Raw genomic sequence first — 23,804 nt, forward strand, 5'->3', positions numbered from 1 at the left:
TGGCATTGCACGCACGGGGACGACGGCATCACACCGCAATATCTGGCCTAACGCCTGTCGCAAGACAGGTGATCGCAAATCTGCGCCGGGATCGTGCGCGCCGGAAACATCATCTTTGGGAGGACGCATGGCGCGGAACATTCTGATCCTTGGAGCCTCGTACGGCTCATTGCTGGCGACAAAGCTTTTGATGGCGGGTCACAACGCCACCCTGGTTTGCCGGAAACAGACGGCCGACCTCATCAATCGGGACGGCACTGAAGTTCGTATCAAGCTGCGCGATGAAGCGACCCATCGGCCAATCTTCTCGCGCGACTTGCCCGGGATCCTGGACGCGGTCGAGCCCGCCGACGTCGATCCTTCGCGCTATGATCTGGTCGGTCTTGCGATGCAGGAACCGCAATACGCCGACCATGCGATCAAGGCCCTGATGAAAGAGATCGCCAAGGCGAAGCTGCCTTGCCTGTCGATCATGAACATGCCGCCTTTGCCCTATCTCAAGCGGATCCCCGCGCTTGCGACAATGGATCTGGAGGCGGCCTATACCAATGCCGCTGTATGGGAGCGGTTCGAGCCGGGCCTGGTGTCGCTCTGCTCCCCTGATCCGCAGGCCTTCCGTCCACCGGAAGAGGCGGCGAATGTTCTTCATGTCGGCCTGCCGACCAACTTCAAGGCGGCGCCATTTGCGGACGCGAAACATAATCTGCTGCTTCGGGAGCTGGAGACTGACATCGATGCGGTGACGCTCGATGGTCAGGACGTTCCAGTGAAGCTCAGAGTGTTCGATTCGATGTTCGTGCCGCTGGCCAAATGGTCGATGCTGCTGACCGGGAATTATCGCTGCATCACACAGCGCGAGCCGCAATCGATCCGCGACGCGGTGCACGGCGATATCAATCTCTCGCGCTCGATCTACGGCCATGTCGATGCCATCGCCCAGCGTCTCGGCGCCGATCCCGCCGATCAGGTCCCTTTCGAGAAATACGCCAAAGCGGCGGAAAGCCTGCTCAAGCCCTCGTCGGCGGCACGCGCGGTCGCGGGCGGCGCGCCGACCATCGAGCGCGTCGACCTGCTGGTGAAGCTGATTTCACATCAGCTTGGCGTCCCCAATGTCGACATCGACCGCACGGTGCAGATCGTCAATCAGAAACTGAGGGGCATCGCGGCAGACGCCTCAGGCGCGCCGACAGGCGTTGCACTTGCAGTGACGTAGAGCTTGTCGATTCTGATTGAATCGGAAGGGAGCTCGCGTCTTCGTCGCGATCGATGGCAGCGGCGAACCATAGGCGTGAACTGGTTCTTGCCGTCGGCACCTGCTAGCTTGATGACCAAGCGAATTCGCGCGGCTGGCATCACCCTGTTCATGCGCATCATCCTCGGCCTTCTCTCCGGTCTGATCGGCATGCTGGCCGGCTGGTTCGGGCTCGCCTTTCTGGTGGTCGCGCTCGCGGGGCCGGACCGCGACGGCGGCACCGCCATGGGTGCCTTCTTCAATATCGGACCGATCGGCGCTGTGGTGGGCTTCATCGCCGGCGTGTGGCTATTCACTGGAATCGGCATCGTCAAAAGCGTGCCCTCCGCGGCGCCGTCCGGCAACGCCACCACGCCACCGACGCGCATCTCACGCCCCTTCGCGGTTGCGCTTCTTGTTCTCGCCGGAGGGCTCGGGTGGTGGGCGTGGTACGAGTTGATCCGCTCGCCCTACCTCACGCATGGCTTCATGACGCTCGACCTGCAGTTCCGGCTGCCGCCGGACATGGCCCTGCCGCCATCGAAAGAGGATGTACATATCGATGTCACCGAAGGCGGCCGCAGATATGCGCTCGTCAGCGTGAGCGATGGCTGGCACGGCCATGACGGCAACCGCCAGGTCATCCTCGCGACGGCGTCGTTGTCGTACAAGGCGAGCCAACGCGTCGTCAGCCTGGCCCTGCCCGGCATCGACGAAGTCACCTGGCGGCTCGATCTCGGCAGCGATCCCGATCCCACGCCGGGCTACACGGCCTGGCGCCCGTCGAGCGGCAACGCCGCCACGAAGATCGAGATGAACTTCCGCCTGCGTGAAGACCGCTGAAGATCCCCGCATTTCCGCATGGGCCCGCCGCTCCTGCAGGATAGACTTTTGCCGGCCCGAACGGCATCCTCCGTGCGAACAACAACCGTGCGCGGCTTGTCCCGCGACACGGAAAATTCGAGCGGAAACCGAGGGCAGTATGATCAAGACACGCTTCACCGAGATGTTCGGCGTCGACCACCCGATCGTGCAGGGCGGCATGCAATGGGTCGGGCGCGCGGAGCTGGTCGCAGCCGTCGCCAATGCCGGCGCGCTCGGCATGATCACGGCGCTGACCCAGCCGACGCCGGATGATCTGCGCAAGGAGATCGCGCGCTGCCGCGACCTCACCGACAAGCCGTTCGGCGTCAACCTGACCATCCTGCCCTCAATCAAGCCGCCGCCCTACGCCGAATATCGCCAGGCGATCATCGAGAGCGGTATCAAGATCGTCGAGACCGCCGGCAACAAGCCGCAGGAGCATGTCGACGAGTTCAAGAAGAATGGCGTCAAGGTCGTGCATAAATGCACCAGCGTCCGCCACGCGCTCTCCGCCGAGCGGATGGGCGTCGATGCGATCTCGATCGACGGCTTCGAATGCGCGGGACATCCAGGCGAGGACGACACGCCCGGCCTGATCCTGATCCCGGCCGCCGCCGACAAGGTGAAGATCCCGATGATCGCCTCGGGCGGATTCGGCGACGCCCGCGGCCTCGTTGCGGCGCTGGCACTCGGCGCCGACGGCATCAACATGGGCACGCGCTTCATGTGCACCAGGGAAAGCCCGATCCACCAACTCGTGAAGGAGAAGATCGTCGCCAATGACGAGCGCGAAACCGAATTGATTTTCCGCACCATGCGCAACACCTCGCGCGTGGCCAGGAATGCGATCTCAACCAAGGTCGTGCAGATGGAGAAGGAAGGCGCCAAGTTCGAGGACGTCCGCGAACTCGTTGCCGGCGCCCGCGGCAAGATGGTCTACGCGACCGGCGATGCCGACGAGGGCATCTGGTCGGCCGGCCAGGTGCAGGGCCTGATCCACGACATTCCGACCTGTGGCGAACTGATCTCGCGCATCATCCGCGAGGCGGAGGCGATCATCCGCGAGCGGCTGGAAGGCATGACATCAGGCGGAAAACGCCAGGCAGCCGAATAGCGGCTAATGGTGTATCCATAGCGGCGGCCGGCTCCCTGAGACCGGACATCCTCCGACGGGAGTTTCCATGCGTCTCTTCACGTCCGCTGTTGCGGCCGCGCTCTGTTTGTCAGCCACGTTGGCCCATGCGGCCGGCCTTCGGCTGATCAAGGTACAGGCCGACGGTGTTCCGCCGATGCAGATCGCGGTGTGGTCGCCCTGCGCTGCACCCGCGGGCGAGGTGCAACTGCGTACCTTGACCCTCCCCGGAACGACGGATTGCGCTGTCATGGGCGAGAAGCTGCCGCTCATTGTGGTGTCGCATGGTTATGGCGGTAGCTTCACCGGACATCACGACACCGCCGAGACGCTTGCGGATGCCGGCTTTGTCGTGGTCGCGGTCAATCATCCCGTCGATACCGGCGCTGGCGACATGACCCGGGCGGATACGCTTGCGGTGCTGACCGAGCGCTCCGCCGACATCAAGCGCGCGATCGACTACATGCTCGGCGAATGGTCGGACCGCGCCAAGCTCGATCCCGACAAAATCGGTTTCTTCGGCTTCTCGCGCGGCGGCTACACCGGCCTCGTCGTCGCCGGTGCCAATCCTGATATCAGCAAAGCCACGGCGTTCTGCTCGGTGTTCGATCGCAAGCCGAGCTGCGGAGAACTGCAACGAAAGGAGATTCCGACCGGAACTCCGGTCCATGACCCTCGCGTCAAGGCCATGGTCATCGCCGATCCGGCGTTCGGTCCGTTGTTCGATCGGAACGGATTGAAGGATGTGAAGATACCCACTCAGCTCTGGGCCTCGGAGCTCAGCGGCGAAGACGGGATCAGCGAGATCAATCCCGACCAGGTCGCGGCGATCGACAACGACCTGCCGGTCAAGGCGGACACCCACATTGTCCGCAATGGCGGACATTTTGTCTTCCTGTCGCCCTGCTCTGCGGATATGGCAAAGCGGCTGCCGAAATTCTGCACGGACCGGCCGGGCTTCGACCGCGTCGCTTTCCACAAGGAGTGGAACGCTGACAGTCTGGCCTTCTTTCGCAAGCATCTGGTGGACGCCCATCAGCCGTAACGTCCCGTCGAACACGCCTCGGCCAACAAGAGTAGAGCAAAGCCAATGAAAGCTTACGTGTACGGAGCGAACGGCCCTGAAATCGCCGAGGTCGCAAAACCGCAGCCGAAGGGCACGCAGGTGCTCGTCAAGGTTCATGCCTGTGGGCTGAACCGCGCCGACCTCGGCATGACCAAGGGCCATGTCCACGGCGCGGCCGGCGGCGTCGGCACCGTGCTCGGCATGGAATGGGCCGGCGAGGTTGCCGAGCTCGGCCCCGATGCCAAAGGCGTCAAGGTCGGCGACAAGATCATGGGCTCCGGCGGCGCGGCGTTTGCCGAGTACACGCTCGCCGATCACGGCCGGCTGTTCCGCGCGCCCTCGAACATGAACTTCGACGAGGCCGCCACCCTGCCCGTCGCGCTCGCCACCATGCACAACGCCGTGGTCACCAATGGCGCGCTGCAGGCGGGCCAGAGCGTATTGATCCAGGGCGCCAGTTCCGGCGTCGGCTTGATGGCGATGCAAATCGCAAAGCTGAAGGGCGCAAAGCTCGTCATCGGATCCTCGACGGATGCGATGCGCCGCGGACGGCTGACCGAGTTCGGCGCCGATCTCGCGGTCGACTCTTCCGATCCCCGCTGGGTCGATCAGGTGCTGAAGGCAACCGACGGCAAGGGCGTCGATTTGATCGTCGACCAGGTCTCCGGCAAGGTCGCCAACCAGAACCTGGCGGCGACAAAGGTCAAGGGCCGCATCGTCAATGTCGGCCGGCTCGGCGGCACCCATGCCGACTTCAATTTTGATCTCCACGCAGCGCGCCGGATTGAATACATCGGCGTCACCTTCCGCACTCGCTCGATCGAAGAGATCCGCGAGATCTTCGATGAGGTGCGGAAAGATATCTGGCCGGCGGTCGAAGCGCGAAAACTGCAGCTGCCGATCGACAAGGTCTACAAATTCGACGACATCGGCGCGGCGTTCGCGCACATGGAAGCCAACAAGCACCTCGGCAAGATCGTAGTGACGCTCTGACCGCATTCGTAGGGCGGATTAGCGCAAGCGTAATCCGCCATCTTCTCGGGGATACAACGGCGGATTACGCCTTCGGCTAATCCGCCCTGCGTATCGAGCGCACCTCTGCGATCACGCGCTTCGCCGGAAAACCCCTGCCGTAACGCTGCGAGCCGCTCGAGCGCGGCAAGTTTGCCGATCAAGGATGACTTTCGCCTTGCCGACTTTGGCAACTGCGTTCAACAAAGTCACAGGTAGTACTTTTGTCATAGACAACCCTTGTGCGATCGTCTAGCTTCCCGTCCCTGCGGCTTCGTACTGGGCAGGGATCATGCCATTCGGGTCGGAAGGCGTTGAAGCAGGGCTAGGGCTTGCGCTGTCGGGAGGCGGCTTCCGCGCCACCCTCTTCCACATCGGCACGTGCTGGCGGCTGATCGAGCTGGGCATTCTTCCGCAGCTGACCCGCGTTTCCAGCGTATCGGGTGGCTCCGTTTTCGCGGGCGTCCTTGCGTCGCAATGGACTGACGTCGCAAAAGATCCAACGCCGAAAAGCTATCAAGATCTCGTCGTCGCCCCGCTGCGGGCGTTCTGCCGCATGCAGATCGACACGCTCTCCATTGGCGAAGGATTGCTGAGCCCGCTCAAGTCGGCGAGTGATGAGGTAGCAGAAAAATACAGCCAATTTCTGTTTCGTGGCAGTTTGAACCAGCTTGTCGACGCTCCGGCTTTTGTTTTCAACGCGACCAATCTGCAGACTGGTCGCAGCTTCCGGTTCTCGAAGCCATACATGGGTGATTACCGGATTGGGCTGATCCGCAATCCCACTCTCTCGCTGGCACAAGTCGTCGCCGCTTCAAGTGCGTTTCCGCCGTTCCTCTCGCCGGTCATTCTGGATCACCCGGGCCATTTCGAGGCCGTTGAAGGTGCCGATCTGAATGGCCGCCCCGAGTACACGGATCGGATTTTTCTGAGTGACGGCGGCGTCTATGACAACCTCGGTTTGGAAACTGTCTGGAATCGATATCAGACCGTCTTGGTGAGCGACGCAGGTGCCCCGTTCGGGCTTGACGGCACGGTGGCGACCGATTGGGTCAAGCAGACGTTGCGTGCGCTCGACGTCGCGACCGACCAGGCCCGCGCTCTTCGCAAGAGAGCCCTGATCGATGATTTCCAGCGCGGCGCTCGCTCAGGCACCTATTGGGGCATTGATACGCGGATCGCGAACTACCAGCTGCCGGACGCGATGCCGTGCGTTGACCAGAACGTGCAACCTCTCGCTGCACTTCGCACACGTCTGAATCCATTCGACGACACAGAACAGGAGCAGCTGATCAATTGGGGATACGCGCTTTGCGACGCCGCCATACGAAAGCACGCGCCCCAAATCGTCAAAACGCAAGCCAAGCCAACATGGCCATGCCCGGGTCACCCGTTAGGATAACCGATACTTTCATAGATATTTTTATTCATAGCTTTGGGAGATTTTCAGATGGGTAAGAAAGCAACAGCACGCGCCCGCAAGACTCGACCTGTCCGCAAAACTCGGATCGCTCCGAGCCAGGCGCCCAGCACACGCCCGTTGGCTCCACCTATCGGCGGCGAGCCGGAATTTGCTCAGCCGGAGCCGGTCTCGGCTCCCGGCAAATTTCGCACGCCCCATAAGTCCGACGCGGAAGCGTACAGCATCCTCGACGAGCTAAAGAAAAATCACGAGATCAAACCATCAGCTTTTCCGCGAGCTCGTGGCGGCGACGAGCCTGTCCTGACCCTGGAACAGATCTGGGGATCGGAAGGAAAATCCCTCGCACGAAGGGTCATTCAAAGCCGTCAGATCATCTTTCACTCGGTCGGGGACACCGGAAATACCCGGAGCGTCAAGCCGCAAGAGGCGGTCGCGGACAAGATGGAAGCCGATTTCCTTGAGGAGCAAGTTGCCGACAAGCCAATTTTCTTCCTCCACCTCGGTGACGTGGTCTACAGTTTTGGCGAGAAAGAATACTACTACGATCAATTCTATGAACCGTACCGAAACTACCCGGCGCCGATTATCGCAATCGCCGGAAACCACGACGGGATGGTTGCGCCCAATACAAATGCGATCACACTTGACGCCTTTCTGAGCAATTTTTGCACGCCCGGTTTCAAGAACGCTCTCGAAGCGGGTGGCCTCGACCGGACCACCATGATTCAGCCCGGCGTCTACTACACGTTCGAGGCGCCTTACGTGCGTATCCTCTGCCTCTACAGCAACACGCTCGAGGACCCCGGGATCATTTCAACGGAGGGTGGAAATTTTCCGCAAGTCACGGACGTGCAGTTGACCTATCTGCGGGCCGCGCTGACCCGGATCAAATCCGAGAATTTCAAGGGAGCCGTCATTGTCGCAATCCATCATCCGATTTTCACACACGGATCGGGCCATGGTGGAAGTCCGAATGTCATGAAGCAGATGGACAAGATCTGCCAGGACGTCGGAATTTGGCCGCATGCCGTTCTCTCCGGGCACGCCCACAATTACCAGCGCTTTACTCGAAGGATGGCCGACCGGGAGATACCCTACATCATTGGCGGAAACGGCGGACACGCGACGTCGCGATTACGTCGAAAGCAGGATGGCGGGGTCTTGCGCGTGCCAACGGAACTACCGCAACTGGCCCAGGGCCGAGATACGGTCGTTTTCGAAAATTACGATGACCAGAACTACGGCTATCTGCGCGTATTTGTGGATGAGCAGCAGTTGCGGGTCGAGTACCATCCCGCATCGGACGGGCGACATGTGAAGGCCCCGGACGACCACGTGACGGTCGATCTCAGCTCTCACAAACTGGTTGCCTTCGACACTCCGCGCGCCAGACGTAGTCGCTCGTAGCGGACTGCGACGAACCGGAGCAGGATACGATCTCCGAACCTCGCCATACAGGTGAGAACATGGGAATGCTTGCTACCGGGATCGTCGCTCTCGGTATTTCACTTGCTGCCGGCGGCCTCTGCCGTGCGCAATTTGAGGCTCCAGGCCGGCTCGGCCACGCTCCAGTTGTCAACGAGGAGCCTCCCGAAGGCAAGATGGCGCCGGGAATGGTGTTGCTGGTCGACGACGGCAGCTGCGGCAAAGGCAGCGTCAAGCAAGTGACCGGCGGCGAGATCGCCGGGTTCGACGCCAGGCCGCGAACCAGAAAATGTATCCCGAGGCCCGCGAGGTGACGGGCGGCGGCCTGCTGAAGCCGCGCGTCGGCATACCGCATCAATGCGCAGCCGCGCAGTAATGTGATCCGTTCAAGGCCTCAACGGACGTCCATCACCCCTGACATCCGTGTATTCTGCGCCTGCCTAATCGCTGGCCGTGACGTGCAATTCAGGAACGAGAAAATGAATCGAGCAATGATGATACTTGCGGCCGGCGCCAGTCTGCTGGCCGGCATGGCAGCGCCTGCCAAAGCGGCGCCGGAGGTGTCGCTGGCCCGCATCGATTGCGGCACGCCACAGGCACCGACGGCCGTCAATGAACGTTTCTCGGATACCTTTGCCTATGGTGATCTCAAGATTCAGTTCGTCTTCAGCTGCTACCTCATCAAACACGGCGACGACTACATGCTGTGGGATACCGGCCATGCGATGACGGCACCCAACGTCGCGCCGAAGGTGAGCCTGGTCGATACCCTCGCCAGGATCGACCTCAAACCCGATCAGATCAAATATGTCGGCATCAGCCACTATCATGCCGATCACACCGGCCAGATCGCCTCGTTTCCGAAGGCAACCCTGCTGATCGGCGCCAGGGAGTGGGACGCGATCTCCAGCCCCAAGCCGCCCGAAGGCGCGAACTTCAAGCCGTTCGAAAGCTGGATCAAGGGTGACAGCAAGGTCGAGCCGGTCCCCACCGACAAGGACGTGTTCGGTGACGGCAGCGTGATCATGCTACGCACGCCGGGGCACACGGCGGGCCATTCCAGCCTGCTGGTCAAACTGCCGCAGATGGGCCCTGTCATCATTACCGGCGACGCGGTCCACTTCCACGAGAACTGGGATTCCGACGGCGTGCCGTGGTTCAACTACGATCGCGCCCAGACGGTGGCTTCGATCGAGCGCCTGAAGAAAATCGCGGCGAATCTGAAGGCTGTGGTCATCATCCAGCACGATGCGCGTGACATCGACAAATTGCCGGTGTTTCCCGCCTTCGCCAAATAGTTACTGCCCGACGACCAACCGGGATGGCGCTGCCCCGGTTTTGGGGCAGTGCTCGATAATACCTGACGGCAAAGCCCTTGGCGGCAAAGCACCTGGCGGGATGAACCCGCCGGCTGTTTCGCGCGACCGAAGCCTGGGGCCAATTTCAGCCAGCCACCCTTCCTCCGGCGCGGGCTGTCGTATAATGAAAGAATCACTGCCGGAACGTGCCGATGGTTCCCTTTGGGAACGAATTGGGCGCGGCGATGGCAGTGGCGGTTCATTCATCCGAAAGCCGCAATCTGACACTTGATCGACGCAGGCGCGGACGGGCATTTCAACCGAGGCATGGCATGGCAATTCGATTGACGACGGCGCAATCCACCGTGGCGACGCGGCATTGGGGCTCTCCCACGGTTGTGACGCTGGCGGCGATGGCCGCGCTGACGGCGCTGACCGCCCCCGCCGCGGCGAAACAGCCCCACCCCGCGGCCCCCGTCGAGGCGACGGCACCGCGCCAGGCCGGTGATCCCATCATGGCGATCGTGTCGATCAAGAGCCAGCAGGTCACCTTCTACGACGCCGATGGCTGGATCCTGCGCGCGCCGGTCTCGACCGGCATCAAGGGGCGCGAGACGCCGGCCGGCGTCTTCGCCGTCCTGGAGAAGGACAAAGACCACCACTCGACCCTCTACGACGATGCCTGGATGCCGAACATGCAGCGCATCACCTGGAACGGCGTCGCGCTGCACGGCGGACCGCTGCCCGGGTATGCGGCCTCGCATGGCTGCGTGCGGATGCCCTATGGTTTTGCCGAGAACCTGTTCGACAGGACGTGGATCGGGATGCGGGTGATCATCGCGCCTGGTGACGCGGCCCCGGTCGAGTTCTCTCACCCCGCGCTGTTCGTGCCGAACAAGGAGGCGATCGCAGCCGCGCCGGCCAAGGCCGAGGCGCTGGCCCGCGAGGCGGCCGAGGCTGCCAAGGCGATCGACGAGACCAAGAAAGCCGCAGCGACCATGGCACGCGACACGGCATCGCTGACCGCGTCGCTGCGCAAGCTGAAGGCGCTCAAGACCCGCGCTGACGCCGAGCTCGCTTACGCCGACAAGGTGCTCACCGCCGCGAAGACGGACGAGGCCAAAGCGCGGGCCGATGACCTCAAGCAAAAGGCCGCCGCCAAGGCCGCGGACCTCGGAACCCAGCTCGACACCGCCGATGCGGACGCGAAATCCAAACTCGACGCCGCGGCGAGCGCAAAGGACGCCGCCAAGGCGGCCCTGACAAAGAAGACCGACACCGCCAAGGCGGCGAGCGAGGCCAAGCTTGCACTCGAGCCGGTCTCGGTCTACATCAGCCGCGCGACGCAGAAGCTTTACGTCCGCCGCAACACCCATAAGCCGTGGCCGGATGGCGGTGAGGTGTTCGATGCGACCATCGAGGTCCCGGTCACGATCCGCGATCCCGAGAAACCGATCGGCACGCACATCTTCACGGCGGTGGCGCGCAACGATACCGGCCTGCGCTGGACCGCGGTCACGATCGACGATGGGGACAACGCCAAGGACGCGCTCGACCGCATCACCATCCCGCAGGATCTGCTGGATCGGATCGCGCCGACCGCAGCGCCGCGATCCTCGATCGTGGTCTCGGACGAGCCGCTGAGCAGCGAGACCAACTATCGCACCGAGTTCGTCGCGGTCCTGAACAACCAGCCCCAGGGCGGCTTCATCACGCGCAAGCCGACGCCGCGTCCGGTCGAGGTCCCCGTTGCCAGCAACGACGGCTTCGGTTTCGGCTTCTTCCATTTCCAGCCCGATCCGCCCCCTCAACCCGTCAACACGCGCCGGCGCGGCGGCCAGCAGTACTATCAACCAGCGCAACCGGCGCAGCAGGGTTGGGGCTGGTAGGACGCGGCCTGATCGCTAGGGCGTAGGACGGGTGGAGCGCAGCGATACCCATCAACTTTCTATCTGCTTGGTGAGATGATGGGTTTCGCTCCGCTCTACCCATCCTACGGCACGACAACTGCTGAAGGGCTCGATCGGACCGGCCTCGCTTGTCCGTAAAGAACCGGCGACAACAGCGACCAAGCATCTGCTGCCGAGCGTATGCGTAGCCGTCATGCCGATCCCATGCTATCGTCGATTCAGGCGATCCATTGGAGCTTTCGTTGCAACGGGCGCAGTTCAAAATCGACGTCCAGTCGGATGACCCGATCTGGACACAAGCGCGGCAGGAGCTGTGGCGGCGCGTCGAGCAGCATGATTTCGAGCCCGACACACCGCTGAATTTTACCCGCCGGCTCGCGCGCGACCATGGCTGGAGTCTCGAGGACGCCCGCGCCGCCGTCGATGCCTATCGCCGCTTCTGCTTTCTCGCAGTCGTCTCGCCGACGCCAGTCACGCCAAGCGAGGTCGTCGACGAGGTCTGGCACCAGCATCTGATCTATTCACGCGACTATTGGGTGATCTGGTGCGGAGAGACCTTGCAGGCGCGGCTGCACCACGATCCCACACCCGGCGGGCCCGAGGCCCAATTGATCTATCGTCGGCAGTATGCCGAAACGCTGGCGCTGCACGAGCGCGCCTTCGGGCCGCCGAGCCCGGAGCTCTGGCCGGCGACGCATCTGCGCTTCGCACGGCCGCGATATCACATCACGGACCGCAGCCGCTGGCTTGTCATGCCAAGGCCCATTGCATGGATCCGCAGTCGATTCAGGAGGTGAATTGATGCCATGGAATCCGCTCGACTGGACGGCCGGCCCTTTCCTTGCCCTCTATTCGACCATTGCAATCATCATCTTCGCGTGGGGCTTCAGCTTAAGGTCGATGATCGGGCCGGCTGCGCAGGCGAGCCGCCGATTGAGCCCGTTGGAATTGGCTTACCTCGCCGGCGGTGAACGCCGCCTCGGCGACGCGGTCCTGCTCAGCCTCACATCGGGGCATGGCGCCACCATTAACCCGAGGGATCACACGATCACCGTCACCGACCAGTCGCCCCTGACGCCCCTGCTAGGCCGTTCGTTCTTCCTGTCGGTCCAGCCCAACATGACGCGACGGCAGTTCCAGACGGCAGTCAAGCCAATCGCCGAGCGGGTTCACGGGCGCCTGCAAGAGGTGGGTTATTGCCCGACCGGCGCTCAGATGACGGCCTTCCGCATGACCGTTCTGCCCTTCATCGGTCTCCTCCTGGGGCTTGGTACCAAGGCCATTGTCGGCGCAGAACGCCATCATCCAATCGAAATTCTGCTGGTCCTGCTCATCCTCACAACAATCGGCGGCATTGTCCTGTCGTGGCGTTGCACACGGACGCGTGCCGGCAACGACGTTCTGCAGTCCTCTCAGGCCTCCCATGCGCGGGCCTCGCGCGCGCCGCTCGATCACGAACTGCTGCTTGCCGTCGCGCTCTCAGGCGCGGTCGTCCTGTCCGGCACCGCCTACGCGTCGGTCTACGCCGCCTCGCGGACAATGAGCAGCTCTGGCGGCAGCGGTTGCGGTGCTGGCGGCGGCGGTTGCGGCGGTGGTGGTGGGGGCGGCGGTTGCGGCGGATGCAGCTGAAGGGGGCGCTATTATTTCCGGCTGATCGAGAGCAGCGCGAACAGGGCCGAATCCCCCTCCGCTTGAGCGGCTTTCCGCGTCACCTCATAACCTGCCGCTATCTCGACGATCCCTTCCGAGACGTTCCATTTCCAGCGGGCCTGACCGGATTGCGACACGGCGACTTCAAGAAGGCGGATCGCGGGCTCGGCCATGGCGGCTCCATGCTGCCGAATTTGCAGCTTAGCCACGAAACTCCGGCGCCAGCATTTCAGCGGCTGCTTCTCAAGACCCGTTCCGATGGACTCGGAACGGGGCTCTCGATTCGTCGTCGCTCAACCGACCCGCTTCTTGACAGGTACTGGTGGTGGATTGATTTCGGCGATTTTGCGAAGGCAGTCAGTTTCGGTGTCATGCGGGCCGGAGACGAAGGTCCCGGAGACCTTGGTCGAGTACCAGCCGGAGATGACGCCAAGGCGGGATGCCTCTTCGGTCTTGACGTGACGGGGCGACAGATTTTGCATCAGGTGCTTTCGGTTGGGCCGTTCCGATTCTGCGTCGAACCGGCCGGATGAAGTTCAGTCGTTCAGGCTACGCCGCTCCAGATCTGGCCTCGATGTTGGCCCGCAGGCGGCAGATATCAGTGGCGATTTGCGCGGCCATGGCCGGGACGCTTGTCGAGGTCGATCGGAGGGCCCTCAACGCGGTGCGGCGGCCGGAAGCTCGCGATCGATGCCCTCGATGCGGAACGGGTGCCTGAATTGTACCGTGTCCCGTCGCGGGTGCATGGACAATCCGCAGCGCAATGCATCTGCGCGACAACCCATTAAATTGTCCGGCCATCGTCGCACCGTGCGCGCTTTCGCGGCAACTAGCTATGGTTTTCTCATGCGCATACGCATTTGACCAAACAGAGCAGCCAAAGCCTTGTTTTCGGCGGCTTCGTAGCCACTTCCGAGACAGACCCGTTGCAGAATGCATGTCGATGAAGATTCGTCGCGGCTTCAAGATGTGGATGGGAAAAGCCTCATGACCAATGATCCCTCCCCGACCTTAAGTGCCAGTGAGTTTGATTCCTTGCGCGAGATCAGCAAGGGCGACGCGCAGCGCGAGATCCCGCAGGTTCACTGGGAACGACTTGTCGGCATGGGCTATGCCTTAAGGCGGCTCGGCGAGCTTGGCTTGACCGCATCAGGAACACGTCGTCTCGCGGCGGGCAAATAGCCGCTCCCGCCTTTGCGTGCTCACGACTGCTTTGGGTCCAGGACGGACGTCAACACGCGTAGCTCGGATGAGCGGAGCGATATCCGGGATGCCTGTAGCCCGCAGGCCGCGGAGCCTGCCATCGGGCGCGCGTTCGCGCGACCCGTTGGCTGATGCGGGCTACAAGCTCGCCGAATTATGTCCGGCTGACAGTTCGCGCTTGCGCCTTATCAAACGGCGTCCTTGGCAACCTTCAACGGTGACGCCTTTACCGACTTGCTGGCCGGCTTGGCGGCGAACTCCATCGGCTCTTTCGTGAACGGGTTGACGCCGCTGCGGGCCTCGGTCGCGGGCTTGTTCACCACCGACATTTTGACGAAGCCGGGAATAACGAACTCGCCGGATTCATTCAGCTCCTTGTAGCCGACGATCGCCATCTGCTCGATGACGGTCTTTACGTCTCCCTTGGAAAGCTGCGTTGCTTCCGCGATTGCATCAATCAACTGGTTCTTGGTCATCTTGGCCATATTGGTTTCCTTATGTGAGCGAAGCGCACGGGCGGCGCCGGGTGTGACGCCCCGGTTCCAAATGCCACCGCGATGCGCGTCTCGTCCGTGTCGGATGATCCTGGGGTCACCGGGCTTAAAACCTATCGAGGCCAAAAGCGCAAGGATTAGCTCGATTCTGTGCATAACGCCCGAGGACGATTGTCGACGCTGCCGGGCTCCTTTGTGGCCTTGCCCGCCACGATTCCGTCGGCCGGCCCCGCCGTGCTTGCTCTCCGGTCGAAAACTCAAATCAGCGAAGATGAACAAGTGCGGCCAGTTTGCATCAATCTAAAGGTGTATGAGAGGATTTTCGCTCGTAAAAATATTGATGAAGATTCTGCGCCGGATGTGAACTGCCTCACGTCGGAATGAGTGTATTAATGATTGGTTACTATCTTAGATTAATTAATGGAGAACTCACGTGGTAGATACTTCTCAGCTTTACAAGAACTTTGCTCATGTCAATTCACTCGTCCATCAGACGCTGCCGGGCGGCTTCGGCATGGGCGGCGGCAGCCGGTATCAGCACGCCATCCAATCATGGGCCGTCACCGGGAAATCAGCCGACGACATGTGGTACTCCTACTACATGGTCGAAATCGACAGCATCCTGTTCACGTCCGTAGACGGCACGTTCAAGCTGCACGAGTACAATTACGACTGCCGTCTCGTCGATGCCAATGGGCAGATCGTACCATTGACCGAACTGGTCGCGGTCACGCCCGATACCACGCAGGGGTCGACCTCGTACACCACGTCGATGAGTGAGTCGTTCTCGGCGAGCGGCGGCTTCTTCGGCGCGGACCCGACCGCGACCATCGGCGGGTCAGTGACGTTCGGACACAGCGTGACGCGGAGCGTGCCCGACATCGGCATCAATAACCGGAGCATCACCAGCGACGGGCAAAACGCGTCCTGGACGCTTCAGGTCGCGGGCGAGGCACCCGCCCAGCATGCGTCGATGGAGTTCACCGCGCAAATGTTGTTCCGCGTTCCGACCAAACCCGGCCCGCAACCCAACTATGGCGTGAAGCTCGAGTTCAATTCGCAGGTGTTCGACGACGACGAAAACGGCACCGGCTATCACGACCGGACTTGCGCGTTGATGATGCCGCAGCTCGGGACCACCAAGCTGGTGGAATGGGGCGACCGCGGCATGTACTGCGTGCTGAAGCCGGAAATCATCAAGCTGGTCACCCCGGTCGTGCCGTAACGCACGCGGTCGCCACAGCCGGCCTGCGCCGCCTCTCACGATTCCGCGCAGGCCCGGCCGGAGAACCCCGTAACCCGACAGCTATGGCAGGAGCCAGCAATGGGAAAAATACAGGAAATGCTCGATTTTGTGAATTCGTCGCCCCCGGACATCGCCAAGATAGCCCTCGAGTATCTTTCCATCGAGGACCAGAGGACCATCTTTGACGCCTTCATGGAGCTTCGGAATCAGCGGCAACTCACTTCGGAAGAAAAATCGGCGATGAACGTCGTCGCATCCGAGGTCCTGGCGGACGCCAGGAAGACGTTGGCAGAGTTTCAGGCGGAACACGGTCTGGATCCGGCGCACGGTGTGCATATCGAGCCTCCGCTCCCCCCACTGATCATAAATGACGCTTTGAAGCTCGGCGAAGAGATAAAAGCCGAGATGGAGGCCAAACAGGACGACGACACTCCGACCGACCTCGGAGATACCGGCCATCAGAATGGCGACGGGCCGAACGGCGGCGACAACAATGCCGGCGATTTGAATGGTCCCGACGACGATCACAAGGAGGGAGAGATCATAGAGGGAGAGCACGCCCACTAGCGAAGGATAGCCAGGGCATGGTCCGAGCGTCTGGCAGCACGCCCGGACAACGCAGCGCGGTTTCGAATTCCGATGACAGTGCCCGTTGAGAATGCTCAATCCGGCAACTTCACACGAACGGCACGAAGATATCGGGCCGTTTGGGGAGAAGCCGCCGAAAATAGCGCCGTCCTTCATCCGAAACGGTGTTGCTGCCGGCAAAGAAGTCGTCCGGCATATGGCGCGTTTTGCCGGCCACATGCTCGAGCGGCACGAGCAGAGGTTCGATGCGGTTGCCGTCATAATGCAGCACCACCGAGCCACTGCCGGCCAACGCGCTTTGCGCGGCAAAGGCGCCAGCGGCAAAAGCCTCCTTGCGGTCGATTTCGTCGATCACGCCGATATATCCGCGTGGCAGATAGCCCAGCGTGTCGACGCGCGCCCTCGCCTTGGGAAAACGCGATTTCAGCGCTTTCTGGATCTCGATGCCGAGATCGCCGCCGGTTAGTTGCAGATTGCCATGGGCGTCGCGCTCGACCGCCTCGCCCGCCAGCGCCTCGGCGAGAGGCCTTCCCATCTCGTCCTGCACGCCCTCGGACATCGAGACGATACAGCGGCCCAGGCGCGCATAAACCGCATCGACCTCGCTGAGGAACTGGACAACCGAAAACGGTCTTTCCGGAGTGTAGATCAGATGCGGGGCGTCATCCGGCGATTGCTGCCAGCCCGCGGCGGCGGCGGTGAGGAAGCCGGCATGGCGGCCCATGACGATGGCCACATAGATGCCCGGCATGGCGCGAAAATCGAGATCGACGCTGACCAGGGCATTGGCGACGAAGGCGGCGGCCGAGATGAAGCCGGGGACGTGATCGTTCTCCATCAGGTCGTTATCGATGGTCTTGGGGGCATGCACGAAATGGCAGGGACCACTTGACTGTTGCCGCAGCAATTCAAGCGTTCCGGCGGTATCATTGCCGCCAATATAGACGAAGGCGCGGGCGTCCAGCCGCTCCAGAGCCGTCAGGATATCTGCGCACGCGCCAGAATTGGGTTTGTCGCGGGTCGAGCCGAGCGCCGAATTGGGCGTGTTGCCGAGGCGGCGGAGTTCGGCCTCGGGGATGGCGGTGAGATCGACGACGTTTCCCGCCGTGAGACCTCGCACGCCATAGCGCGCGCCCAGAATGCGCAACGATGGATCATGCCTGCGCGCGGCAAGGATGGCGCCACACAGGGTCTGGTTGATCACAGCGGTGGGGCCGCCGCCCTGGGCGATGACGATCGATGGCATGGATCCTCCATAACTTGTTTCTTGCTATGCCGCCCGTGGACTGTGAGAGACGATTGAAGCGAAGATTGGCCAATCCCGCAACGTTGGCCGTAGATTTTCTGCAACCACCGATTATTAGCCAAGGATCTTAGCCAAGGATCGATCGGTACAGGGCCAAATATCGATCGGCCATGAGATCGACCGTGAAGCGTGCCGATACCGCCGCACGGCACGCGGCGCGATCGATTTCGCCGATACGATTGATCGCATCGACCGCCGCATCGAGGCTGTCGACGAGGAAGCCGGTGACGCCATCTTCGATCAGCTCGGGCATCGATCCGCGGTTGCAGGCAATCACCGGCGTTCCGCAGGCGAGCGCTTCCACCACCGAGAGGCCAAACGGCTCATCGAAATTGATCAGGTGGAGCAGCGCGCGCGCGGAGCCGAGAGTCCTGGCCCGCGCCGCGCCGCCGACCGCGCCGAGGTAGACGACGGACCGGCCGTCGAGCGCGGGCGCGACCTTGTCGTTGTGATAAGTCTGGTCCTGGACGATGCCGGCCATGATCAATTTCCGTCCGGATCGATGGGCTGCCGTGATCGCTTCGGCAGCCCCCTTGTCCGGATGAATGCGGCCGAAGAAAAGCAGATCGTCGCTGCCAAGCGGGTCGAACGGAAAATCCCCGAGCGGGATGCCATGGTGGATCGTTGCGGCATAGCGCAGATCCGGATGGCGGTCGGCCTGGCTGATGGCGACATAATGGACGCGGTCTTCGTATTGCTTGTAGGCAGGTAGAATGCGCTCCGACGAGAAACCGTGGATCGTGGTCACCATGGGGATCCCGACCAGTCGCGAGAAGGCGAGCGGGACGAAGTCGGCCTGGTTGTGAATCAGATCGAACCGACCAGCCTGTTCAAAGACATGGGCGACGTGGAGCATCTCCCACACTTTGGCGTCGATCGTGGGGTCCTCGGAATAGGGCGCCGGGCAAACGCCATCGAGTCTGGCCGCGGTTTGGCTATCCTTGGTAGCGAACAGGGTGACATCGACACCGCGCGCCACCAGCGCCTCGGTCAAGAGACTCGTCACCTGTTCCCAGGGACCGTAATGGCGCGGCGGTGTACGCCATGAGATCGGCGCCAGCATGGCGATACGCAAGCAACCCTCCTTCCCTGCTCGGTGTTATCCGGCGCTGAGCACGACAGCTTCATTCGACCGTAGCAGGATGGCCCCGCCTTCAACCAGCGTCGCATCGTCGAGCGTTGACAACAGCACCCTGCTCCCATGTGCCCAATCCGGCAACTGCAGCCGGTGCGGCCCTCCCCCGAGGTTGAGCGCCACGAGCAGCCGCTCCGAATCGTGCCGGCGCTCGTAAGCAAGTATCTCGCCTGCCCCACTCAACAGGACGAAATCACCGGTCGACAACGCCAGGCAATTCCGCCTGAGCGCAATCAGCCGACGATAAAGTGTCAGGATCGATTGAGGATCTTCCGTCATGCGCGCCACGTTACGCGCAGGCCAGTCGGCATTGAGCGGCAGCCACGGCTTGGCCGTGGTGAAACCGGCATGTTCACTCTCATCCCATGGCATCGGCGTGCGCACGGGGTCGCGGCCCAACGACAAACCGGGCTCGCGCAACTCGCGCGGGTCCCGGACCTCGGATGGTTCGATCCCGACATCACTCAAACCGAGTTCGTCGCCATAGTAGAGCGTGGGCGTGCCGCGGAGCGTCAGCAAAAGCATTGCGGCGACGCGGGCCTGAGCCTGGCCGCGCCTGGCGGCCACGCGCGGCCGGTCATGGTTGCCCAGCACCCAGTTTGGCCAGCCACCGGGCGGTAGCGCCGCCTCATAGTTGACGATCAAGGCCGCAAGCGACCGCGCGTCCCACGGCGCATCGATGAGCTGGAAATTGAACGGCAGATGCACTTCCGGGCGCGTCTCACCATAATATTGCATGAGCCGGTCGACCGGCAGGTAGATCTCACCAATCAGGACGCGCTCGCTCTGCCCCCCGGCGCCATAGCTGTCGGCGATGTCACGCATCTCGGCGGCGATCCGGTGCACCTCGGGCTGGTCTGTCGAATGTAGCTGAAGCAGGCGGTGCATTTCGCCCATCTCGGACCGATAGGCCGGGTTGGGTGGATTGTCCGGAAAGTCTGCCGCCTTGATCATGTGCCACAGCACATCGATACGGAAGCCATCGACGCCGCGGTCGAACCAGAAACGCATCACATCGTACATCGCCGCTTGCACGGCCGGATCACGCCAGTTGAGGTCCGGCTGCTCCTTCAGAAAGGCGTGGTAGTAATATTGTCCGGTCGCCTCGTCCCATTGCCAGGCCGAGCCGCCGAAATCGCTGATCCAGTTGTTGGGTGGTCCGCCGTCGGCGGCAGGATCGCGCCAGATGTACCAGTTTCTTCTCTCATTTTCTCGCGAAGCGCGGCTCTCGACAAACCATCTGTGCTGGTCGGATGTGTGGTTGGGCACGAAGTCGAGCAAGACCTTGAGCCCCCGCCGATGGGCTTGCATCAGCAGATCGTCGAAGTCTGCCAGTGTGCCGAAGCGTGGATCGACGTCGCAATAGTCGGCAACGTCATAGCCGAAATCGACCATCGGCGACGGATAGACGGGAGAGATCCAGATCGCGTCGACCCCAAGGCCGACAAGATAGTCGAGCCGCCGCCCGATCCCCGCGAGGTCGCCGATGCCGTCGTCGTTGGTGTCCTGAAAGGAGCGTGGGTAGATCTGATAGATCACCCCCGCCTGCCACCAGAGCGCGGTCATGCTGAAGCCGGTTCGAGGGTGAAACTTAACTCTCTACCTGTTGTGATCTGAAGTCGACGGTTATTCTCCGGATCTCGTACTTCGGATCGGTTGTCGGGATGATCGCGGATCGCTTTGGGGACTTGCCATGACGCCGCATGCAAGGTTGCTTGGAATCATTGTCGCTCTATCGTGGCTCGGGCTGTCTGTGGCATCAGCGGCCGACGGTCCATCGAAAGATAGCGGACCATCAAAAGATACCTGGAAGGGCGCCTGGAAATTCGAGATCGACCGCCAGGATCGGCCATGGCTCGGCTTTTACGACACCAGGGGCAAGACAGTATTTCGCATCGGCTGCGGCACGCATTTCGAGATCGATGCGGTCTATCCGGGGGATGCGCGGAAACAGGAACACACCGAGGCCTCGATCACAATCGCCAACGGCAAGACGCAGTTGGATTTCGCCGGCTTCACCTACGTCGGGCCAGAGTCCTTCCCGGCGAACACCACGATGTTCAATCAGCCGGACCTCGGCTATCCCGAGCTTGACGAAGACAAATGGCGCGCGCTGGAAAATCGCGTCTTCGATCTTCTGGGCTCCGGGCAGCCGCTGACGATCTCGGCCGATGGCAAAAGCTACGTGCTGCCGCCGGCCAAGGTGCCGCGCTGGCGGGCGCGCTTCCAGAAAATCTGCTGACACGCCGACCGCAAGCAGGCCACACTTCGAGCGCCTCTTCTTCGCGGCGCCGGCTCCAGCCGTGACCTCGCGCGCAGGATGGGTGGAGCGCAGCAAGCGTAGCCCGGATGAGCGGAGCGATATCCGGGACGCCGAGACCCCGCATGTCGCTGAGCCTGTCATCGGGCGCGCGTTCGCGCGACCCGTTGGCTCATGCGGGCTACAAGCTATCTGCCATAGGTCATCCTCCAGGATAACCTTGTCACAGAAATTACCGTGTCGCGCTCATGGGGTGCAGTCCAGCACTGTCGCCGTAATAGCTAATCTAAAAGCGTCCGGGAACAGGCGTATCTTGCCCGGGCGGCGGAGCAAGGCTGGGAGGTGTTATCGTGATGTCCTTATCGTATGTTCTGGTCTCCCGTCGCACGACCTGTCCCCTGTAGCCAAGATCTTCGAAAAATGCAGGAAGGTCCGTCGCCGCATCAACGAACATACGCCGCTCCGATGCAAGTATCCGCGCCGTGTCGGTGTCCACATAGACCTCATATTCATAGAGGCGATACCGGCTTTGATCTTTCTCAATCTCGCCGAGGCATGCGGCGCCTCCGACGTGGTTTGGAACTTTGTTGAGATAGCCAGGGAAGAAGAGACCACCCGACCAGCTTGCGGACGCCGCGCCTGCCAATGGGGACGGGTCATTTGCCTGAACCCACTCCCGCCTGGCGCCCCTCCTCCATACCCGATTGCCGATGATGAGCGTCTCACTTCCACCCCCATGGTAGGGAGCGCCATCGAGTGTGTTGTGGACTGAACCGGGTGGAACGAAAGTGCCGTGGATCCCCGATATGCCGCTCCAGAATGATCCGGCAATTTCGTACCGGAATGGAAGAGACGTTTGACTGTGATCTATCTTGTCAATCACCTCTTGCCTGCATTTGGCATCGGCGGAATCGACGGCACGCTGAAATGCTTCGAGAGATTTGGCCTTCCTGCTCGCAAGGTCGATCTCCGGCGGCTCGATCCTAATTGAGGCATCATAGCGATAGGTGTTGATGACATTGATCGCTTCGGGCCTGTCTCCCGTCCTTTCATATCGGACGCTCAACCCGGTATCCGGGTCCACAAAGATCTTCTCAGTAAACATCTGCACTGAGTTCTTCGCTTCCACTTCATATCCGATAAGACGCTTCGCCTCGATCTCCACGTCTCCAAGGCATTTCGTCTTCACGGCTTGATAGGGGCTGTCCGGCACCCTGAACTGATGCGACCACATCGTCGCCAGCGGTGGAAGCCAGCCAAAGCCGTCATTGTCCCAGCTCTGCTTGTCGATGTAGATCGTCTCATGACCTCGCTGGCCGTTTTGAGTTGTCTCGACAATATGCTCAGCCTTGTTGGGCTCTATCATACCGACTTCCAGCCGATCGAAATTCTTGTTCCATTGTCGGCTGCTGTAGTGAAAAGGGCCGGAAGCGAGGATGCTCTCCCGCGCCTTGCCTGCCGCACTTTCACAATCGGCGTAGGCTGCAGCAGGAAGTAGCGCCAACGCTATGAAAGCGTGCTTTAAAGCCATTTGACGCCCCCGAGCAATCGTGCGGATCGCAACAAATGCTCTTCAATTTAAGGCTGATTGATGTCTATGAAGCCATCTGACGATGGCTCATTGCCCACGCCTCGGATAGAAGAAAAATTCGCCCAGTCGGCGTAGGATGGGTTGAGCGCAGCGATGTCAATCGACTGGGTCCGCGCGGTGAGATGATGGGTTTCGCTCTGCTCTACCCATCCTACAGTGAGGGTCGTTGTGGCCATCAGTGTTGCGCATTCGACACGACGGGCAACTCAGCAAAAACCCGTCAAGCCGTCGCACGGAAAATATTTCGGTTTATCTTAATAACAAATCAGTGTATGAATCCCTCATCTCATCCGATTGAGGGGCGTTCGCGATCGTCACGGGTGTTGCGGTGAGATGCGGTGGCCGCGGAATGCGCAACTGACGAGAGCGCATGATGCGGACGGTGAAGTCGTGTGGTCCCGAGCCCCAGTGGCAGGCTGAAAGCTTGCAAGAAGCCAACACTTCTTGCAGGCGACGGTGACAAACAAGCCCGGTTTCGCCGGGGAGAGCACGTATAAACCGTAAAACCATCGCGCAGGGAATGCCGGAGTGCCTCCGCTGAACCTGTATGCTCGTGTGCGTTTCTTTCTCTCACTGTGCACACGAGACCGCGGGTGCAGCGTGCACCCGGCATTCCCTGCGCCCTCTGCTTCGAGGGCGAGAGATTTAGCAAAGCTCGGGCGAAATCACGCCGCGAGAACGTGGATGTATGACTCAGGTACCAATTCAGTGTCGTCCCGGGCAAGCGCAGCGCGACCCGGGACCCATAACCACCGATGGTTATCGTTGCGCAATGCTGGGGCCGCAGCTTACTTCAACAACACAACCCTGTGGTTATGGATCCCTGCTTTCGCAGGGACGACGGCGATGCGCATCTCGAATGGGGCTGATGAGCCCGCGCGAAGCCGTTTCTGAATTCGGAATAATTCGCAACACAGCTGCTGTTGCAAGTGAGTGGCGATCGCGCATTACGAACGACACTTGATGTTCAT

At 61.5% G+C, this 23,804-nt stretch carries 24 protein-coding genes; 17 read left to right on the top strand and 7 right to left on the bottom strand.

From position 1 onward, the window contains the following. The first annotated feature begins 127 nt into the window (after positions 1–127). The 12 genes from UP09_RS19605 (at position 128) to UP09_RS19660 (ending at position 12,989) form a co-directional block, all read left to right on the top strand. Positions 128–1,213, top strand: coding sequence for a ketopantoate reductase family protein (locus UP09_RS19605; protein ID WP_044539894.1), 1,086 nt, complete (start codon positions 128–130; stop codon positions 1,211–1,213). A 3-nt stretch (positions 1,214–1,216) separates the two neighbouring features. Beyond that, positions 1,217–2,074, top strand: coding sequence for a fused MFS transporter/spermidine synthase family protein (locus UP09_RS19610; protein WP_245302066.1), 858 nt, complete (start codon positions 1,217–1,219; stop codon positions 2,072–2,074). Between the two features lie 139 nt (positions 2,075–2,213). Further along, positions 2,214–3,209 carry an NAD(P)H-dependent flavin oxidoreductase gene (locus UP09_RS19615; protein WP_044539895.1) on the top strand — a complete coding sequence of 332 codons (996 nt, stop codon included), beginning with the start codon at positions 2,214–2,216 and terminating at the stop codon, positions 3,207–3,209. 67 nt (positions 3,210–3,276) lie between these two features. Next, entirely contained in the window at positions 3,277–4,272 is a 996-nt protein-coding gene (locus tag UP09_RS19620) for an alpha/beta hydrolase family protein (protein ID WP_044539896.1), read from the top strand. A gap of 45 nt (positions 4,273–4,317) precedes the next feature. Beyond that, entirely contained in the window at positions 4,318–5,286 is a 969-nt protein-coding gene (locus UP09_RS19625; RefSeq protein ID WP_044539897.1) for a zinc-binding dehydrogenase, read from the top strand. 310 nt (positions 5,287–5,596) lie between these two features. After that, positions 5,597–6,706, top strand: a complete 1,110-nt coding sequence (locus UP09_RS19630) for a patatin-like phospholipase family protein (RefSeq protein WP_044539898.1) — start codon at positions 5,597–5,599, stop codon at positions 6,704–6,706. 48 nt (positions 6,707–6,754) lie between these two features. After that, positions 6,755–8,134 (top strand): metallophosphoesterase family protein, encoded by a 1,380-nt coding sequence (locus UP09_RS19635; protein ID WP_082070201.1) that lies wholly within the window; start codon positions 6,755–6,757, stop codon positions 8,132–8,134. A 59-nt stretch (positions 8,135–8,193) separates the two neighbouring features. Next, positions 8,194–8,466, top strand: coding sequence for a DUF6719 family protein (locus UP09_RS19640; RefSeq protein WP_156164675.1), 273 nt, complete (start codon positions 8,194–8,196; stop codon positions 8,464–8,466). Between the two features lie 165 nt (positions 8,467–8,631). Next, complete coding sequence (locus tag UP09_RS19645) at positions 8,632–9,450, top strand: N-acyl homoserine lactonase family protein (RefSeq protein ID WP_082070202.1); 819 nt, start codon at positions 8,632–8,634, stop codon at positions 9,448–9,450. A 332-nt stretch (positions 9,451–9,782) separates the two neighbouring features. Next, entirely contained in the window at positions 9,783–11,339 is a 1,557-nt protein-coding gene (locus UP09_RS19650) for a L,D-transpeptidase (RefSeq protein WP_044539901.1), read from the top strand. A gap of 263 nt (positions 11,340–11,602) precedes the next feature. Continuing rightward, positions 11,603–12,157 carry a glycine-rich domain-containing protein gene (locus UP09_RS19655; RefSeq protein ID WP_197082701.1) on the top strand — a complete coding sequence of 185 codons (555 nt, stop codon included), beginning with the start codon at positions 11,603–11,605 and terminating at the stop codon, positions 12,155–12,157. A 4-nt stretch (positions 12,158–12,161) separates the two neighbouring features. Then, positions 12,162–12,989 carry a TIGR04222 domain-containing membrane protein gene (locus UP09_RS19660; RefSeq protein WP_044539903.1) on the top strand — a complete coding sequence of 276 codons (828 nt, stop codon included), beginning with the start codon at positions 12,162–12,164 and terminating at the stop codon, positions 12,987–12,989. A gap of 11 nt (positions 12,990–13,000) precedes the next feature. Here UP09_RS19660 and UP09_RS19665 read toward each other — a convergent pair whose 3' ends face one another. Further along, positions 13,001–13,183: a hypothetical protein gene (locus UP09_RS19665; protein ID WP_044539904.1), complete on the bottom strand. Its 183-nt coding sequence runs from the start codon at positions 13,181–13,183 to the stop codon at positions 13,001–13,003. 120 nt (positions 13,184–13,303) lie between these two features. Beyond that, positions 13,304–13,492: a hypothetical protein gene (locus tag UP09_RS19670; protein WP_044539905.1), complete on the bottom strand. Its 189-nt coding sequence runs from the start codon at positions 13,490–13,492 to the stop codon at positions 13,304–13,306. A 505-nt stretch (positions 13,493–13,997) separates the two neighbouring features. Here UP09_RS19670 and UP09_RS19675 point away from each other — a divergent pair. Then, entirely contained in the window at positions 13,998–14,192 is a 195-nt protein-coding gene (locus tag UP09_RS19675) for a hypothetical protein (protein WP_044539906.1), read from the top strand. Positions 14,193–14,401: 209 nt separating this feature from the next. Here UP09_RS19675 and UP09_RS19680 read toward each other — a convergent pair whose 3' ends face one another. After that, on the bottom strand, positions 14,402–14,698 hold the full coding sequence (locus UP09_RS19680; RefSeq protein WP_044539907.1) for an HU family DNA-binding protein: 297 nt from the start codon (positions 14,696–14,698) through the stop codon (positions 14,402–14,404). A gap of 180 nt (positions 14,699–14,878) precedes the next feature. Between UP09_RS19680 and UP09_RS37695 the strand changes: the two genes are divergently transcribed. The 3 genes from UP09_RS37695 to UP09_RS19690 all read left to right on the top strand — a co-directional run bounded on the left by UP09_RS37695 (position 14,879) and on the right by UP09_RS19690 (position 16,520). Then, entirely contained in the window at positions 14,879–15,091 is a 213-nt protein-coding gene (locus tag UP09_RS37695; protein WP_156164677.1) for a hypothetical protein, read from the top strand. 49 nt (positions 15,092–15,140) lie between these two features. Continuing rightward, on the top strand, positions 15,141–15,932 hold the full coding sequence (locus UP09_RS19685) for a hypothetical protein (protein WP_044539908.1): 792 nt from the start codon (positions 15,141–15,143) through the stop codon (positions 15,930–15,932). 99 nt (positions 15,933–16,031) lie between these two features. After that, positions 16,032–16,520 carry a hypothetical protein gene (locus UP09_RS19690; RefSeq protein ID WP_044539909.1) on the top strand — a complete coding sequence of 163 codons (489 nt, stop codon included), beginning with the start codon at positions 16,032–16,034 and terminating at the stop codon, positions 16,518–16,520. Positions 16,521–16,629: 109 nt separating this feature from the next. On the opposite strand, the gene UP09_RS19695 is transcribed toward UP09_RS19690, so the two are convergent. From UP09_RS19695 to UP09_RS19705, 3 genes are all read right to left on the bottom strand, one after another. After that, on the bottom strand, positions 16,630–17,787 hold the full coding sequence (locus UP09_RS19695; protein ID WP_044539910.1) for a diphosphate--fructose-6-phosphate 1-phosphotransferase: 1,158 nt from the start codon (positions 17,785–17,787) through the stop codon (positions 16,630–16,632). A 127-nt stretch (positions 17,788–17,914) separates the two neighbouring features. Then, positions 17,915–18,922, bottom strand: coding sequence for a glycosyltransferase family 4 protein (locus tag UP09_RS19700; RefSeq protein ID WP_044539911.1), 1,008 nt, complete (start codon positions 18,920–18,922; stop codon positions 17,915–17,917). Between the two features lie 24 nt (positions 18,923–18,946). Further along, positions 18,947–20,548 (bottom strand): alpha-amylase family glycosyl hydrolase, encoded by a 1,602-nt coding sequence (locus UP09_RS19705; RefSeq protein WP_044539912.1) that lies wholly within the window; start codon positions 20,546–20,548, stop codon positions 18,947–18,949. A 127-nt stretch (positions 20,549–20,675) separates the two neighbouring features. On the opposite strand from UP09_RS19705, the gene UP09_RS19710 reads away from it, so the two are divergent. After that, positions 20,676–21,224, top strand: coding sequence for a hypothetical protein (locus UP09_RS19710; protein ID WP_245302068.1), 549 nt, complete (start codon positions 20,676–20,678; stop codon positions 21,222–21,224). Between the two features lie 304 nt (positions 21,225–21,528). Here UP09_RS19710 and UP09_RS19715 read toward each other — a convergent pair whose 3' ends face one another. Beyond that, on the bottom strand, positions 21,529–22,773 hold the full coding sequence (locus UP09_RS19715; RefSeq protein WP_044539914.1) for a hypothetical protein: 1,245 nt from the start codon (positions 22,771–22,773) through the stop codon (positions 21,529–21,531). Positions 22,774–23,804 lie beyond the last annotated feature (1,031 nt).

This window comes from Bradyrhizobium sp. LTSP885, from assembly GCF_000938305.1.
In the GTDB taxonomy this organism is placed as follows: domain Bacteria; phylum Pseudomonadota; class Alphaproteobacteria; order Rhizobiales; family Xanthobacteraceae; genus Bradyrhizobium.

What these genes read in the sequence shown, in the direction of transcription:
- UP09_RS19615 (WP_044539895.1), top strand. Translation starts at nt 2,214, where the DNA reads ATGATCAAGACACGCTTCACCGAGATGTTCGGCGTCGACCACCCGATC.
- UP09_RS19670 (WP_044539905.1), bottom strand. Translation starts at nt 13,492, where the DNA reads ATGCAAAATCTGTCGCCCCGTCACGTCAAGACCGAAGAGGCATCCCGC.
- UP09_RS19660 (WP_044539903.1), top strand. Translation starts at nt 12,162, where the DNA reads ATGCCATGGAATCCGCTCGACTGGACGGCCGGCCCTTTCCTTGCCCTC.
- UP09_RS19680 (WP_044539907.1), bottom strand. Translation starts at nt 14,698, where the DNA reads ATGGCCAAGATGACCAAGAACCAGTTGATTGATGCAATCGCGGAAGCA.
- UP09_RS19605 (WP_044539894.1), top strand. Translation starts at nt 128, where the DNA reads ATGGCGCGGAACATTCTGATCCTTGGAGCCTCGTACGGCTCATTGCTG.
- UP09_RS19675 (WP_044539906.1), top strand. Translation starts at nt 13,998, where the DNA reads ATGACCAATGATCCCTCCCCGACCTTAAGTGCCAGTGAGTTTGATTCC.
- UP09_RS19645 (WP_082070202.1), top strand. Translation starts at nt 8,632, where the DNA reads ATGAATCGAGCAATGATGATACTTGCGGCCGGCGCCAGTCTGCTGGCC.
- UP09_RS19665 (WP_044539904.1), bottom strand. Translation starts at nt 13,183, where the DNA reads ATGGCCGAGCCCGCGATCCGCCTTCTTGAAGTCGCCGTGTCGCAATCC.
- UP09_RS19690 (WP_044539909.1), top strand. Translation starts at nt 16,032, where the DNA reads ATGGGAAAAATACAGGAAATGCTCGATTTTGTGAATTCGTCGCCCCCG.
- UP09_RS19695 (WP_044539910.1), bottom strand. Translation starts at nt 17,787, where the DNA reads ATGCCATCGATCGTCATCGCCCAGGGCGGCGGCCCCACCGCTGTGATC.
- UP09_RS19620 (WP_044539896.1), top strand. Translation starts at nt 3,277, where the DNA reads ATGCGTCTCTTCACGTCCGCTGTTGCGGCCGCGCTCTGTTTGTCAGCC.
- UP09_RS19625 (WP_044539897.1), top strand. Translation starts at nt 4,318, where the DNA reads ATGAAAGCTTACGTGTACGGAGCGAACGGCCCTGAAATCGCCGAGGTC.
- UP09_RS19705 (WP_044539912.1), bottom strand. Translation starts at nt 20,548, where the DNA reads ATGACCGCGCTCTGGTGGCAGGCGGGGGTGATCTATCAGATCTACCCA.
- UP09_RS19710 (WP_245302068.1), top strand. Translation starts at nt 20,676, where the DNA reads ATGACGCCGCATGCAAGGTTGCTTGGAATCATTGTCGCTCTATCGTGG.
- UP09_RS19640 (WP_156164675.1), top strand. Translation starts at nt 8,194, where the DNA reads ATGGGAATGCTTGCTACCGGGATCGTCGCTCTCGGTATTTCACTTGCT.
- UP09_RS19715 (WP_044539914.1), bottom strand. Translation starts at nt 22,773, where the DNA reads ATGGCTTTAAAGCACGCTTTCATAGCGTTGGCGCTACTTCCTGCTGCA.
- UP09_RS19650 (WP_044539901.1), top strand. Translation starts at nt 9,783, where the DNA reads ATGGCAATTCGATTGACGACGGCGCAATCCACCGTGGCGACGCGGCAT.
- UP09_RS19635 (WP_082070201.1), top strand. Translation starts at nt 6,755, where the DNA reads ATGGGTAAGAAAGCAACAGCACGCGCCCGCAAGACTCGACCTGTCCGC.
- UP09_RS19630 (WP_044539898.1), top strand. Translation starts at nt 5,597, where the DNA reads ATGCCATTCGGGTCGGAAGGCGTTGAAGCAGGGCTAGGGCTTGCGCTG.